10 protein-coding genes are annotated in these 16,273 nt (G+C 47.0%); 5 read left to right on the plus strand and 5 right to left on the minus strand.

Annotated elements, in window-relative coordinates; all coding sequences use genetic code 11:
• Positions 1–224 precede the first annotated feature (224 nt).
• Positions 225–3,818: a family 14 glycosylhydrolase gene (locus KAI37_RS25025; protein WP_220030441.1), complete on the plus strand. Its 3,594-nt coding sequence runs from the start codon at positions 225–227 to the stop codon at positions 3,816–3,818.
• Between the two features lie 387 nt (positions 3,819–4,205).
• Here KAI37_RS25025 and KAI37_RS25030 read toward each other — a convergent pair whose 3' ends face one another.
• The 4 genes from KAI37_RS25030 to KAI37_RS25045 form a co-directional block, all read right to left on the minus strand.
• The gene (locus tag KAI37_RS25030; protein WP_220030442.1) at positions 4,206–5,234 is read right to left on the minus strand and encodes an NADH:flavin oxidoreductase/NADH oxidase; all 1,029 of its coding nucleotides are present in this window, start codon (positions 5,232–5,234) and stop codon (positions 4,206–4,208) included.
• A gap of 317 nt (positions 5,235–5,551) precedes the next feature.
• Positions 5,552–6,856: an ABC transporter substrate-binding protein gene (locus KAI37_RS25035; protein WP_028540854.1), complete on the minus strand. Its 1,305-nt coding sequence runs from the start codon at positions 6,854–6,856 to the stop codon at positions 5,552–5,554.
• 106 nt (positions 6,857–6,962) lie between these two features.
• Positions 6,963–8,609, minus strand: a complete 1,647-nt coding sequence (locus tag KAI37_RS25040; RefSeq protein WP_220030443.1) for a response regulator — start codon at positions 8,607–8,609, stop codon at positions 6,963–6,965.
• Positions 8,602–10,461 (minus strand): cache domain-containing sensor histidine kinase, encoded by a 1,860-nt coding sequence (locus KAI37_RS25045; protein WP_220030444.1) that lies wholly within the window; start codon positions 10,459–10,461, stop codon positions 8,602–8,604. Before KAI37_RS25045 ends, KAI37_RS25040 begins: the two co-directional genes overlap by 8 nt.
• Positions 10,462–10,583: 122 nt before the next feature.
• On the opposite strand from KAI37_RS25045, the gene KAI37_RS25050 reads away from it, so the two are divergent.
• From KAI37_RS25050 to KAI37_RS25060, 3 genes are all read left to right on the plus strand, one after another.
• Entirely contained in the window at positions 10,584–11,480 is an 897-nt protein-coding gene (locus KAI37_RS25050; protein WP_013312582.1) for a carbohydrate ABC transporter permease, read from the plus strand.
• Complete coding sequence (locus KAI37_RS25055; protein ID WP_013312583.1) at positions 11,480–12,310, plus strand: carbohydrate ABC transporter permease; 831 nt, start codon at positions 11,480–11,482, stop codon at positions 12,308–12,310. The genes KAI37_RS25050 and KAI37_RS25055 overlap by 1 nt, the downstream gene beginning before the upstream one ends.
• A gap of 323 nt (positions 12,311–12,633) precedes the next feature.
• Positions 12,634–13,836 (plus strand): GTP-binding protein, encoded by a 1,203-nt coding sequence (locus tag KAI37_RS25060; protein WP_081366872.1) that lies wholly within the window; start codon positions 12,634–12,636, stop codon positions 13,834–13,836.
• A 60-nt stretch (positions 13,837–13,896) separates the two neighbouring features.
• On the opposite strand, the gene lepB is transcribed toward KAI37_RS25060, so the two are convergent.
• Positions 13,897–14,517 (minus strand): signal peptidase I, encoded by a 621-nt coding sequence (lepB, locus tag KAI37_RS25065; protein ID WP_220030445.1) that lies wholly within the window; start codon positions 14,515–14,517, stop codon positions 13,897–13,899.
• A gap of 331 nt (positions 14,518–14,848) precedes the next feature.
• Here lepB and KAI37_RS25070 point away from each other — a divergent pair, with 331 nt between their 5' ends.
• Entirely contained in the window at positions 14,849–16,201 is a 1,353-nt protein-coding gene (locus KAI37_RS25070) for a right-handed parallel beta-helix repeat-containing protein (protein ID WP_220030446.1), read from the plus strand.
• Positions 16,202–16,273 lie beyond the last annotated feature (72 nt).

Genomic DNA, 16,273 nt, shown 5'->3' on the forward strand with positions numbered 1-16,273 from the left:
CTATCCGCACATCACTAAAAGGCATGCGTCTTACTCAGACCTATGCCTTATTTTTTTTGCCTGGAAACTTTTAAGCACACGGTTGCTTACGTAAAATGTCATATTTGTCCACTCTGAGTGTGCAATAAATTCTTCTTTTTATGCAACCGCTTGCTTTATACTGTTTTTGTAGACGTTTACAAAATGTTGTCGAATTAGACTATGCTTTGGGGAGGATGATCGGTTTGACCTTGTATCGAAGTCTATGGAACAAAGGGTGCCTGATTCTACTAAGCCTTGTGCTATCTCTGACCGCCTTCATTGGCTCACCCTCCAATACCGCGAGTGCCGCGGTTGCTGATGATTTTCAAGCTTCTGTCATGGGACCGTTGGCGAAAATTAATGACTGGGGGGCCTTCAAAAAGCAACTGCAAACGCTGAAAAGTAACGGTGTATATGCCATTACCACCGACGTCTGGTGGGGCCATGTGGAGAGCGCAGGAGACAACCAGTTCGATTGGAGCTACTACAAGACCTATGCAGATGCCGTAAAAGAAGTGGGATTGAAGTGGGTTCCTATTATCTCTACGCATAAGTGTGGGGGAAATGTGGGGGATGATTGCAACATCCCGCTGCCAAGCTGGCTGTCTAGCAAGGGCAGTGCAGATGAAATGCAGTTCAAGGATGAAAACGGTTTCGCCAATAACGAAGCCCTCTCTCCATTATGGAGCGGGACTGGTAAACAATATGACGAGCTATATGCCTCATTTGCTCAAACCTTTGCTAGCTACAAAAGCATCATTCCCAAAATTTATTTAAGCGGTGGGCCCTCTGGAGAATTGCGATATCCTTCATACTATCCGGCAGCGGGATGGAGTTATCCTGCACGGGGCAAATTCCAAGCCTACACTGAAACAGCCAAAAATGCGTTCCGCACGGCCATGAATGAAAAGTATGGATCAATGGACAAGATTAATGCAGCCTGGGGTACCAAGCTGAGCAGCCTTAGCCAAATCAATCCGCCGACTGACGGGGACGGATTTTACACGAACGGCGGGTATAATTCCACGTATGGGAAGGATTTTCTGTCGTGGTACCAAAGCGTGCTTGAGAAGCATCTGGGCGTCATCGGAGCTGCTGCACACAAAAACTTCGATTCCGTGTTCGGTGTCCGTATCGGAGCCAAGATTTCCGGTCTGCACTGGCAGATGAACAATCCTGCCATGCCTCACAGCACAGAGCAAGCAGGTGGATATTATGATTACAACCGTCTCATCGAGAAGTTCAAAGATGCGGATCTGGATTTGACCTTTACTGCACTGGAGATGAACGACAGTGGTACAGCACCGAATTATTCCTTGCCGTCCACATTAGTAGATACCGTCTCCTCGATCGCTAATGCCAAGGGTGTTCGCCTGAATGGTGAAAATGCACTCCCGACTGGCGGCAGCGGATTCCAAAAAATTGAAGATAAAATCACGAAGTTCGGTTATCATGGCTTTACACTTTTACGCCTCAACAATCTCGTCAACAACGACGGCTCACCAACTGGTGAAATGAATGGATTCAAACAGTATATTATCAGCAAGGCCAAGCCTGGCGGTAATGACGGGGGTACAGGTAACAAAGTAACGATATACTACAAAAAAGGCTTCAACTCACCTTACATTCACTACCGTCCGGCTGGCGGAAGCTGGACTGCTGCGCCTGGTGTGAAAATGCAGGATGCCGAGATTAGCGGCTATGCCAAAATTACCGTCGATATCGGGTCTGCCTCCCAATTGGAAGCCGCTTTTAATGACGGCAATAACAGCTGGGACAGCAACAACACCAAAAACTACTCCTTCAGCACGGGCACTTCTACTTACACGCCTGGTAACAGCGGCAATGCGGGAACGATCACATCAGGCGCTCCATCGGGCACGGTTCCCGGGGATGGCGGCGGTACAACTAACAAGGTAACGGTATACTACAAAAAAGGTTTTAACTCGCCTTACATTCACTACCGCCCGGCTGGCGGAAACTGGACTGCCGTACCTGGTGTGAAAATGCAGGATGCCGAGATTAGCGGCTATGCTAAAATTACCGTCGATATCGGGTCTGCCTCCCAACTGGAAGCCGCTTTTAATGACGGCAATAACAGCTGGGACAGCAATAACACGAAGAACTACCTTTTCAGCACGGGAACTTCTACCTATACGCCCGGCTCTAACGGAGCCGCAGGAACTATCCGAACGGGGGCACCTTCGGGGAGCATCCTCAGCGTAGGGACTTCCACCTACACAACCAACCTCAACGAAGTTGTAGGACCTATCCAAACAGTGGAACTTTCGGGTGCATCCTTAAACGTAGGCACTTCTACGTACGTACCCAACTCTAACGGAGTTGAAGTAACTATTCAAACGGAGGCGCCTTCGGGCGCCTTCACTCCTATAGATCTGAATACCCTCTCCAAGCCCACTCCCCTCAACACAGACTGGAGCAAACAGAGCATTTATTTTATCATGACAGACCGATTTAGCAACGGAGATCCGTCCAACGATAATTACGGTGGCTTCAATTCCAACAACAACGATCAGCGCAAGTGGCATGGTGGCGATTTTCAAGGTATTATTAACCAGCTCGACTACATTAAAAATATGGGATTTACCGCCATCTGGATTACTCCGGTAACGATGCAAAAGAGCGAATACGCTTATCACGGCTATCATACGTATGATTTTTATGCGGTAGACGGACATCTTGGTACCATGGACAAGTTCAAAGAGCTGGTTGGTAAGGCACACGACAAAAATATCGCTGTTATGCTGGACGTAGTTCCCAATCACACCGGCGATTTTCAACCTGGGAACGGCATCGCCAAGGCTCCTTTTGACAAAGCGGACTGGTATCATCACAATGGCGACATCACAGGAGCAGACTACAGCTCCAACAACCAATCGAAAATCGAAAACGGTGATGTGGCTGGATTAGATGACCTGAATCAGGACAACCCTGCAACAGCAAATGAGCTCAAAAACTGGATCAAATGGCTGTTGAACGAGTCGGGGGTCGACGGATTGCGGGTGGACACTGTGAAGCATGTACCCAAAGGGTTCCTGAAGGATTTTGACCAAGCCGCCAATACCTTCACCATGGGTGAAATTTTCCATGGCGACCCCGCCTATGTGGGCGATTATACCCGATATCTCGATGCCGCGCTGGATTTTCCGATGTATTATACAATCAAGGATGTGTTCGGACACGATCAATCTATGAGGAAAATCAAGGAGCGCTACTCAGATGATCGTTACTATCGCGATGCCCAGACCAACGGTGTATTTATCGACAATCATGATGTAAAACGTTTCCTGAATGACGCCTCTGGCAAGCCGGGTGCTAACTATGACAAATGGCCTCAGCTCAAGGCCGCCTTGGGCTTTACTTTGACCTCACGCGGGATTCCTATCATCTATCAAGGCACCGAGCAAGGCTTTAGTGGCGGAGATGATCCTGCCAACCGGGAAAACGTTGTGTTTAACGCCAACCATGACCTGTATCAGTACATCGCTAAGCTGAACTCTGTGCGCAACAACCACCCTGCTCTGCAAAACGGCAACCAAAAGGAAAAATGGGTGGACGACTCCTTTTACAGTTTTCAGCGCTCTAAAAATGGCGACGAGGCCATCGTCTTTATCAACAACTCCTGGAATAGCCAAACCCGCACGATTGGCAACTTCGATAATCTGTCCAACGGAACCCGCCTGACCAACCAGCTAAGCAACGACTCCGTTCAGATTAACAATGGCTCGATCACCGTAACTCTTGCTCCAAAGGAAGTTAAAATTTTCACCAAATGAGTTACATCGGTTATTCAATTGTGCTCAACTAAATGATAGAAGGATATACTAAAAAGAGCATGGATGCTGGTAACATCCCTACTCTTGGCAACAGCCGCTTTGAAGAGCGGTCGGCTGATAAGGGCTAGCTATTAGAAATAGGCCGTATTCCCCTCACCAGGGCGGTCTATTTCTTTTTGTTTTGGTTCAACGCAATACAATCGTAACGATTAATCCGATCAACGCTATTAATAGCGTTCTATATGATATACAAAATATAACCACTACTACGTGTAAGATTGCTTATACTGTACCATCTGTCCATAAAACAAAACAGGCACCTGACGAAGCGTACACTTCGTTGCAGGTGCCTTGTTTATATATAAACAACGTGGGATTACTTAGGCCTCAGTAGCCACGTTGATATTGTTCAGGTATGGAAGGCTTCTCACCGCGCAGCGTCACTGCTGCATGAATCGCCCAATATGGATCGCGCAGCAATCCGCGTCCCACAGCGACCAGATCGGCATCCTCGTTGCCGATAACGGACTGCGCCAAGGCTGGGTCATCCAACGAGCCTACAGCAATCACCGGGATGTTCAGTGCCTCGCGAATTTGGCGTGCGAACGGCACTTGATAGCCCGGATAGTTGCCCGGCTTTCTGACGCCAGCAGGGCCTTCCCCGCCCGAGCTAACATGGATCACGTCTACGCCTGCCGCCTGATATGCACGGCTCAGCTCAATGGCATGATCCACATCGTACCCACCATCTACGTATTCCACTGCGCTGATGCGTAAGATTAACGGCATACCCGCAGGCATTTGCTTACGTACAGCCTGAATAACCTCAACACCGAAACGGGATAGCTCCTGACCATACACGTCGTCTCGCTTATTCGTAACTGGCGAATGGAATTGGTGAATCAAGTAACCATGTGCCCCGTGAAGTTCAATCGTATCCATGCCCGCTTGAACCGCACGCCGGGCAGCGTCTGCGAATTTTTGCACCATGCCACGGACTTCCTCCGTGGTAAGCGCGCGTGGCTGTTTATAATTCGCATCCGGGTATGCAATGGCCGAAGGAGCAACTGGCTCAGCTGCATCCTCAGCTTTACGGCCCGCGTGAGCAATCTGGATGCCTACCTTGGACCCGTGCGCATGAATGCCATCAACCAGCTTCTTATACGCCGGAATATGCTCATCTGACCAAAGACCCAGATCATAATCTGTAATCCGTCCATCCGGTTCTACGTCCGTCATTTCTATAATAATCAGGCCCGTACCTCCAATAGCCCGACTCAGGTAATGAACATGATGCCAATCATTCGGAATCCCGTCCTTGGCTGTCACCGAGTATTGGCACATCGGGGGCATTACCACACGGTTCTTTAATTCCAAATCTTTCAGTGTATACGGTGTAAACAACGAATTCGTCAAAACGTTCATCTCCTTTTTACCTTTACTACATCAATGAAAATGCGTTTCAAATTACACGGTCTATTATAAACATGATCGGCATAGCCCAAACGGAATAAAGAGATTCCCTCAAACGGGGGATCTCTCACATTTGCAACTTGCAGTCATTATGTATGTCGTATGTTGTAGATATATTGCACACAACCTATTATCCACAACTCAATAACTTTTTGCAAGTAAATATTTAATTATTATTAAATATTTTTTTGTCGACGCCTCTCCACCTCCTAGCTATAACACAAAAAGACGCCCTTACGGACGCCTCTGCGGAACCAACCTTATTGTGCTGAACCTAATTGTACCCATGCCTTCTCGATCTCTGCAACCGCCTGATCCTTGTTCATGTTACCGCTGATATATGCTTGCATCAGCTCGCCAAATTTTTGGTGGAACGTATCCAGCGAGTAGTTAACAGACAGATCACCGGACTTCGACGTTTTCAAAATGCTTTCCATTTCCTTAGGCATTTCCAGATCAGGAAGCGGTGCATCCTTAATTGGAGGAATCACCTTCGCTACCTGGGAGAACCAGTTCTTGCCGTATTCCGAAGTGTACAGCCAGTTGAAAAATTCAATCGTTTCCTTCGATACTTCGGAATCCTTGTTGATACGTAGCGCCTGATCTGCACCGGTAATGATGACCGATTGATCAGCTTTGTCACTCACCGGATACCCCATAATGCCAATCTTGAGATCAGGATTAATTTTCTTGATTGCTTCCTCATCCCACGCACCTTTACCCGTCATAAACGCAGCTTTTCCGGATGCAAAATCACTTACTTCCGCATTGCTGTCCCGTTCCAGCGGCTTATCTGTGCCATGTTTCACCGTCAAATCAATGAAGTTAAAGAAGTTGTTGTACAGCACTGGGTAGTCCTTAATTTTTGCTTTGCCTGCGATAAAATCGCTAACGAGTTGCTTCGGTTCCACGCCTGCATCCTGCGCAGCAGCGTCTACATAGTGTTGGAAGATATGCTTCCATACCCACCACTCTTTATATGCATTGGCAAATGGAGTAATGCCCTTCGCCTCTAGCTTGGTGACCGCATCCTGCATTTCTGCAATCGTCTTCGGCGGGGAGGTTACCCCAGCCTTGGTAAGCAAATCCTTATTGTAAATCAGCGTAAACAGGTTCCCCTTCACCGGGAATCCCAGCACTTTGCCGTCACTGGAACTCATATTCGCTCGAACAGCATCCGTCATGGCTGCTGCCAGCGGCTCATTGGTCAGATCGGCGCTATAATCCGCATACGTGTCGATGTCGCCTCCTGCCGTCGTTTGGAATACATCCGGTGTACTACCTGAGGCAATTTTCGACTTCAAAATCGTGTTGTAGTCTGCCTGCATGATCTCCAGATTGATCTTCACGTTAGGTTTGACCTTCTTATACTCCTCGATATACGCGTTAAAAGCATCGGTATACTCCGGTGAGGCTGTGAACATATTTATTGTAACCGTTTTCAAATCTTCTTTGCCGCCAGCACTTTCTTTCGACGCATCCGTACCGCCGCTGCTTCCACATCCACTCAACAAACCGACCGTCAAAAGCAAACTGCCGGATAACGCCATCATCTTCTTTAACATGGATACTCCCCCATTTGTTTGTGATCAACGTCCATGCGCTCATTCTAAAAAATATACTCCAATTTAAAAAGGCAGATTAGTGAAGCGTTAAGGGTAAAAAAGTGGTTTATTGCAGGCTCACGCGATACTCAGACGGTGACACCTGATAATAATTACGAAAAGCCTTACTGAAATAATTTTTATCTTTGTAGCCGAGCATATCCGAGATTTCCTGTATTTTCAGGCTAGAATCACATAGCAGCTCCTTCGCCTTGTCCATTCTAACCTTCTGTACATATTCGTGAATACCGTAACCAAACTGCTGCTTGAACAGCTTCATCAGGTATTCCCGACTCAAAAAATAGGTTTCAGCAAAAAACGAAATTTTGATATCCTCAAAATAATAACGGTCGATGTGCCTTTTGATATCCGTTATGTCAAAGGGCTGGTTCCCCGCTTGAGCATGTTGGACCCCAGCAATGTAAAGCTCCAGCATTCGATTCAATCTCTGACCGTAGTGGACAAAGCTCGTAAAATCAGCAGACAAATCGCCTTCACCCCCGTGCTCCGGTTCTTCCAAAGCTCTATCCTGATTCAACGCTGACGTAGACGCACCCAACTCAATCGCAGCTTCTCTCAGTAAAAAATGGAACTCCTTCATCATTCGATCCGCATCCTGCAAACGGAAAATAGGGCCTGATGCCAATTGTTTCAGCAGATCGCCCAGCAGTACCTTTGCCCGGTTTGCCTGACCTGTCTGAGCATCCTTTTGGATCGACAATAGTCGCTCTGTCCATGACATTTCCTCTAACGTACCCATTTGCCGTGGCACTGTATGAAGAATGGACTCCCCTTCCAGCTTCAGCACATCCGTACTGTGGATAAGCGTCTTGGCATCCATATAAGCAGACGCTAGCTCCAATACATCTGTACAGAGCTTACCCAATCCGGCAGCTACCACCATGCTGAACAGCCCATGCAGGTTCGCCACCGCCTTCTGTGTCACTTGTGCCAATAGTAAGGCCATATGTTCTTCTTGTCCTGGGGCCAGGGTACAGATCGAAACGACCTCACGCTCCCGTCGCGGATGGGAGAAGCTAAAACAACTCAACCGTTCATCTGACGTCTGAGCTAACACATTGGTCACAGCAAAATCCATCAGATCGGCATCGCCATGAAAACGTGTCCTGCGAATCTCATCCCTGTTCAGCAGCCGCAGCACGATCACCCCAAAGCGATTCCCCGGCTGATCCGCTCCAATCAATGGGAGCAACGCCGTATTGGCCTGCCTTTTAAAGCTACCGTCCAAAATGGACAAGTATAGCTTCTCTTTCAGCTTCGGCAGTGACATATTCAGCGTAATGTTCTGGCTAATGAACTTGTTTTTGCTTTGCTCTCGGCTTTCCAGAATGTCCACTGCTTTGCGCAGTGCCTGGTTCAGATCCTGACGATTGATAGGTTTGAGCAGATAGTCCACCACCCGGGATTGAATCGCCTGCCGTGTAAATTCAAAGTCGTTGTAGCCGCTAATGACAATCGTCAGCAGATGGGGATATGCCTTTTCGATCGCGCGAAGAAATTCGATACCGTTCAGCTCAGGCATTTTCATATCGACCATCACCACATCTATATGGTGCTGACCCAACAGCTCCAGTCCCAATCTTCCATTCGTCGCCTCATAAATATGTTCGATGCCCAGACGGTCCCAGTCCCCGATAATACGAATGGCTTCGCGCAACGGCTCTTCATCGTCAATAATCAATACGTTATACATGACTACTTCCTCCCCGGGGAATTTGCATTCTCATTTCCGTTCCCGTTTCATCCGTAAGTATGAATAATCCTGCCTGATCTCCATACAAAAGCTTCAACCGTGTGTTCAGATTTTTCAAACCAATATGCTCGCTCTCCCGTTCTTCCCATTTTTCATGGAATGAATCCAGCACCAGTCTCAGCTTGTCCTCTGAAATTCCAGGTCCGTTGTCCCTGACTGCAATTGTGGCATTTGTAGAACTCGATTCGGCTGAAATGACGATCAGAATATCGCTTGATACTTTTTCCAACGCATGCTTGATAGCGTTTTCCACCAACGTCTGTACGGATAATCTCGGGATCGGCAGCTCCATCAGCGCTTCCTCCCATACCACTTCGACCCGCAGTCTCGCCCCGAACCTTGCTTTTTGCAGGCCTATATACCGTTCAATGTGCTTGAGCTCTTCGCGGGCAACTACGATATCCTTGCCGTTGATGGAATACCGCAACGTTTGGGCCAATGCATCCACCATATCCGCCATGTCGAACATCTCCCGCTTTAATGCCTGTGTGGATATGGCTTGCAGGGCATTGTAGAGAAAATGAGGATTAATTTCAGCCTCCAACGCCTTGAGTATGGCATTCTTTTCGACCAGCTTCATGCGATAGCGCTCATTAATAAGTTCTTCGGTTCTTTCGACCATTTCGTTAAAATGCAGCGACAAATATGCAATCTCGTCATGTCCCTTCACAGGAGCTGTTGCCCCAAAATCTCCGGTGCTAAACCGCTTCATCTGGGTGGACAGCTTATGTAAAGGTCGGGTAATGGCGTTCGAGGTCAGTGTCACTAATATAATAGACACACCTAAAAATAAAGCCCCGATGGCATAGCTCCAATTCCGTGTTGTCGTAGCTGCTTCATAAATCTGGCGGTATGGGATGGGCTTGATGAGCTGCCACCCATCTTTTTCACCAGCATCATAGACGACCAAATACTCCTGATTGCCACTGCTATCTGACCACGTTACTCGCCCGCTTCCTCCCTTGCCGATCTGTGCCAACACTCCGGAATCACGCATCCGCTCATATAGCGGAAAGCTATTCACATAAAAGGGAACCCCTTTAGGGCTCATTAGCATCAATTGGTCCCCTTTGCCCAGTGGGATGTTCTGCATGATTTCATCCACGGCGCTCGTATTGTAATAAAAGGACAGCACCGCCTGCGGGTGACGGGATGCAATCGACCTTAGCACTCGATGGTATGCCATAAAGCTGGCCTTTGGCGCCACATAGCCCATATCAGAGCGGGACCCCACAAAGGATTGAAATGATTCGTTCGTGGTACTAGCCATCGCCTCTTTATACCAAGGAAGCTTGGGAATATCCGTGTTCATTCCTTTGCGCACCGTAATGTTGTACGTCTCCCTGGTAACCACATAGTATTGATGTCGGTCCGCCACGTACAGATAGATTGCTTCCAGATCATTACGCGAATAAAACATGCTGCGCAAGTAATCTTCAATGACCATTCGCGAAGCATAGTCCCGGTTCTCATTGGCAATCGCGTTCATGATATCGTTATAACGTAGCTGTGGAAGAGCCAACTGCTGCATTCCCTCCAAGTAATCCTCCAAATTCTGATTGACCAGCAGCAGATTATTGGTCGTGCTAGCGATACTATGGTTAACCGACTCCTTTTCAATCATCTGATAGGAAATAATTGTGAGTGAGCCCGCCACCAGAATAATCACCGAGGTAAAAAGAAGAATGAGCTTGTTCACTAATTTTTGCGTGATCCTCCTCCACATGGAGCGAAGAATCGTTCCTACGCGCTCTGACATCATGATAACCGCCCCTTTTGAAAGCGTACACATTTTTACCCTCAACTGTTTTCTTAAATCCATTGGTCCGGCCCTAGGGGCTATCCTATACTTTCATTATATCTTAAACAGCTTGGAGCGAAAGAGCGGAAAATGTTGAGAAAAAGAGGTGCGTTATGCTGAAAAAAAGGGGAACCTGGGGCGACAAGGGTAGTAAACTGGAATTCGGTTTATTCACACTGCCCGTAATCTTGTGCATTACGATTGCATTTTATATTCCGTTTTTGATGACGATACGCTATTCCCTGACCAAGTGGAACGGCATATCCAAACATCCGAAATTTGTAGGTCTGGATAACTTCAAGCAAATCCTGCTTGGGGACGCCAATTTTGCACATGCAGCCTGGTTTACCGTCAAGTATGCCATCCTGTACATTGTATTGGTGAATGTGCTGGCCATTTTGCTGGCGCTCGTTCTCGATATGAAGCTGAAAAGCTCGGCTTGGCTGCGGGCGGCCTTCTTTATCCCGTACATCCTCAGTCTCGTGATTGTCGGCTTTATATGGAAATTCATCTTCATGCAAGGCTTTGAGTCACTGGGACACAGTACAGGCTGGGGCATCTTCCAGCTAAGCTGGCTGGGTGAGGAAGGGCTCGCGTTTGTTTCCATTTTGGCAGTATCGATCTGGCAATCCATTGGCTTTTACATGGTCATTTATATTGCAGGCTTACAATCTGTGCCAGAGGATCTAAAAGAAGCTGCCATTGTTGATGGCGCGGGGCCGATTCGGAGATTTTTCAGTATTATTCTACCGATGCTCGCACCTTCCATTACGATCTCAGTCTTCATGGCACTGACCAACTCGATCAAAGTGTTTGACGTCATTTTATCTCTGACCGGCGGTGGGCCGGGAGGTACGACATACAGCATTGCGTATGATATTTACCGGGACACGTTCCAGAACAATCTGTATGGCTACGGAACAGCCAAAGCATTGATTTTATTCGTTGCAGTCCTGATCATTACGATTATTCAATTGTCTATTTTTAAACGCAGGGAGGTTGAAGCCTGATGCAACGCAGCCGTACGGGACGTATTTTGCTAGAAGCGGGCATGATTGTATTATCACTGTTATTTTTGTACCCGCTGTTTCTCGCCATTAACAATTCGTTCAAAAGCTTCGCTGAGGTCATGACCGACGTCATTGCGCTGCCCAAGCAGCTTTCGCTGGATAATTACGTATATGTATGGAAATTCATCGACTATCCACGCCTATTTCTGAATAACACCATTATTACCGTCGTCGGCCTGGCAGGTATCGTGCTGATATCTTCCATCGCGGCCTACAAGCTGGCAAGAACCAAAAGCAAATGGAGCTCCGTGATTTACATGCTGTGCATTATGCCGATGCTGATTCCATTTCAGTCCATCATGCTCACTGTCTTGCGACTGGCGAAAGACTTAAATCTAGCAGACAGCACTTGGGGCCTTGGCTTGCTGTATTGGGGCTTCGGCGCACCGCTGGCAGTGTTTATCTATCACGGCTTCGTGAAAGGTATTCCGGCTGAGATCGACGAAAGCGCTAAAATCGATGGGGCCTCGGGCTTCCGGCTTTTCTTTTCCGTGATTTTTCCCTTGCTGAAATCAGTCACCGCCACCATTGTTATTATCGACGTGATGTGGATTTGGAACGATTTTCTGCTTCCGCTTCTCATGGTTAATGGCTCACCTAGCACCAAAACGCTGACGCTGGCCGCCTACACCTTCGTCGGACAGTATACGTCAGACTGGCAATATGCCATGACCGCGATGGTAATGGCAGTGCTACCTTCCATTATCGTATTTATTTTTCTGCAAAAATACATTGTCAAAGGCGTCGTCGCTGGAGCCGTCAAAGGCTGAGTCAAGTATTCGAAGCCAGATGCAAAAAAGAGGACTTGCGTGTTGCTCGCGCAAGTCCTCTTGTCTTCGTGATATCCATCATGGGCTTCTGTACAAATTACCTAAAATTTTAATTATTTTTGATTTGAAAATTAATACATTTCTTATCAGGTGACCTTACCTTCCTTGACAATTCCTCTTAATAATGATTTACTATTTTTACTATTCGTAATTATTACGATTAAAGAAAGACAAAGAAAGCACATCTGCTTTCCTATCTTGCATGATAACCACTACAGCACATTCGACATTTCATGATACTTTCGAAGGGAAGAGTGATTACGTTGGCAAACGCTATGGAATTGGAAAAGAAAATACCGGTCACGGTACTAAGCGGGTACCTCGGCTCCGGCAAAACTACCCTGCTGAATTATGTGCTGAACAACCGGGAAGGCTTGCGGGTAGCCGTCATTGTCAATGATATGAGTGAGGTAAACATTGATGCTGATCTCGTTCGTGACGGCGGAGGATTATCTCGTGTGGATGAGAAGCTGGTGGAAATGTCCAACGGTTGCATCTGCTGTACCCTGCGGGAAGATTTATTAAAAGAGGTAGAGCGACTGGCACTCGACAAAAGGTTTGACTATATTCTTATCGAGTCCACGGGTATAGGTGAGCCCATTCCGGTAGCACAGACCTTTAGTTATGTAGATGAGGAAAATGGAATTGATTTGACCAAGCTGACCCGACTGGATACTATGGTCACCGTCGTGAATGCACCGGAATTTTGGAAGGACTTCTACTCCAGGGACTCTCTCAAGGATCGCGGACAGGAAGTGGCAGAGGAGGATGCACGCGGCATCGTTGATCTGCTCATAGAGCAGGTGGAATTTTGTGATGTGCTGATCATTAACAAATGCGATCTGGTATCCCCTGAGGAGCTGGAACGACTGGAAAAAGCGTTACGCGGCATTCAACCAAACGCCAAAATCATCCGTTCCGAGTACGGTAAGGTGGACCCAAAAGAGATTTTGAACACGCATCGCTTCGATTTTGAAACAGCTAGTCAGGCGGCAGGCTGGATACAGGAAATGAACAAAGAAGAGCACGTCCCGGAGACAGAAGAATATGGAATTGCTTCGTTTGTGTACAAGCGCAAAATCCCATTTCATCCCGAACGTTTGTTGAAATGGCTGGCTCAATGGCCTGCTGAGGTTGTACGTTCCAAGGGATTGGTGTGGCTCGCCACGCAGAACCGCACTGCTTTTACATTCAGTCAGGCGGGTAGCTCCAAACAATTTGCACGCGCAGGACTGTGGATATCTGCTTTGACTGAAGAAGAACGCCTATACTATCTCGGCGAAGATTTCGAAAAGACACCTGACTGGGACGAAAAGTATGGTGACCGGGTGACCAAGCTCGTATTTATTGGTATTGATATGAACCGGGAAGAAATCGAGCGCACCCTGGATGAAACACTGCTGACCCCTGAAGAAATGGAGCAGGATTGGCGCAAGCTGCCTGACCCGTTTACGAAAAAAATATAATGAGATTATAAAATAAAAGCGCCTTAAGTGAGGAATCCCCCCCTCTTAGGCGCTCTTATATTATTTATGCTTAACCCATTGCGCGCTATCCACCGGCCAAAAAATCACATCCGCACGGCCAACGATATCTTTAATAGAAACAAAGCCAATAGCACGACTATCCCTACTATTATTGCGGTGGTCGCCCATCACAAAAATATAACCCTCAGGTACCTTGGAATCGGTTATGGTTCCATTTGGAAAATCGACATTGTTATATAGTTCTCCCTTGGCGTGCGCATCCTGAATAGCTCCCTGAATGTATGACTCCTCTACTTTCTTACCGTTCACATAAAGATGATCGCCTTGATACTGAATCGTATCCCCAGCCACTCCAATAACACGCTTAATAAAGTCTTTTTGTTCCTTTCTCACATGGAATACAACAACCTCACTCGGCTTGGGATCACGAAAATCATAAATCATCTTGTTCACGACCACTCGTTCATCTGTCTTGAAATTCGGTTCCATGGACGCTCCCTCAACAATAAATGGCGCAAATAATAGCCAACGTATAATGAACACGAGCACAATGGCTACAATAATGGCTTTAAGCCAATCTATCATCTCATTTCTCACTCGTGGCTGCTTTTCGTGCAATTGTTCGACAGTTGGCTCCGTCAAATGATTCCCACTCTGCATGCGCTAAACCCACCTTTTCTCACAGTTTTCATTTCTATTATATGTATAATGTTTAAGTATAATCAAATTTTCCCAGTCTGGCAAAACTGCATTTTTAGTTGAAACAAAAGTGTGAACTTTTTTTCACAATATCAAAAAAACAGTAAAAAACTGTTGATGCAAACGTTAACATATATTACACTGTGCTTATACTTCTTAGAGCGTTTTAGACATAAGTTAGATCAATCTGTCACCCCAGGAGGTGTCCTGTTTTTACTGAAAAGACAGCATGAGCCACTTTTATAGATGCTATCTTCTTTTAAAATAAGAACTCAAATGAGGAGGAATTTACATGTTTAAACGGAATGATCGTCCAAAAAACGGTTTTAACGCTCTAAGGCTCGGTGTTTCTTTTGTTTTCGCTTCTTCTTGTATTATTGGAACCGCTTACGCAGATACGTCATCCAACGACATCCCTTCTTCCGCACTCACAGAAGAGGCAGTTAGTACAACCGACGCAACAGCTGTCTCTACAACGTTAGCGGCAGGAGATTTATATGTGGCGCCAAATGGTAACGTGTCCAATCCGGGTACAATATCCAGTCCTACCACGCTCGAAGCAGCACTTACACAAATTGCTCCTGGTAAAGCCATTTATCTGCGCGGTGGTAACTACACTTACTCCTCAACGATTACAATTCAGCGTGAAAACAGCGGCAATAACGGCTCACTCAAAGGGTTGGTCGCTTACGGTAGTGAAAAGCCGGTACTTGATTTCTCTGCTCAAGCCTTTGGTTCAGCCAATCGTGGACTTCAGCTTAACGGAGACTTTTGGCTAGTAAAGGGCCTTGAAGTCAAGGGGGCCGGAGATAACGGTATCTATATCGGCGGCAGCAATAACCGAATCGAAAACGTGGAAACCCACCACAACCGGGATACTGGACTTCAGCTTGGACGTTACTCGCCTAACGCTTCCACTAGTGAGTGGCCTTCGAACAATTTGATTTTGAATTCTTACTCTCACGATAACGCTGATCCCGATAATGGTGAGGATGCCGATGGCTTCGCGGCCAAATTAACTGTAGGATCAGGCAATGTGTTTGATAACTGCTTGGCTGCGTACAACGTAGACGATGGCTGGGATTTGTATAGCAAAACCGAAACGGGTCCCATCGGCGAAGTAACCATTTTGAACAGTGTGGCCCACCACAACGGGCAGACCTCAGATGGAACGTCTACCGCGAACAGCGACGGCAACGGCTTTAAGCTGGGTGGAGACAAAATCAAAGTCAACCATATTGTGAAAAACAGTATTGCTTTCCAGAACAAAAAACACGGCTTCACCTACAATAGCAACCCCGGCAGCATTACGTTGACCAATAATACCTCGTGGGACAATGGACAAAGTAATTTTGCCTTTGACAAAGGTGATCACGTGTTCATTAATAATCTTTCCTTTGAGGGAAGCGCCAGTGACAAAACAAGTGGTACAGATCAAGACAACTCTAGCGTTTGGTGGAAAAACAAAAAATCGACGAATGCCAAAGGCCTGGTAGTCAGTGCAGACGACTTTGTTAGTCTCACACCTTCTATCACTCGAAGTGCAGACGGTTCCATCCAGCTAGGTGATTTCCTTAAGCTAGCCAAAGGAAGCGATCTGATCGGCTCGGGTACTCCGAGCGGAAAAAATATAGGGGCACGTTAAAAGCCCCGCCTAATCAGGACGCCCTGGCCCATCTACCAACTCAGACAATTTTGCATAATATAGCGACCGGTG

The sequence above is a fragment of the Paenibacillus sp. S25 genome (genome assembly GCF_019454085.1).
GTDB lineage: Bacteria > Bacillota > Bacilli > Paenibacillales > Paenibacillaceae > Paenibacillus > Paenibacillus polymyxa_B.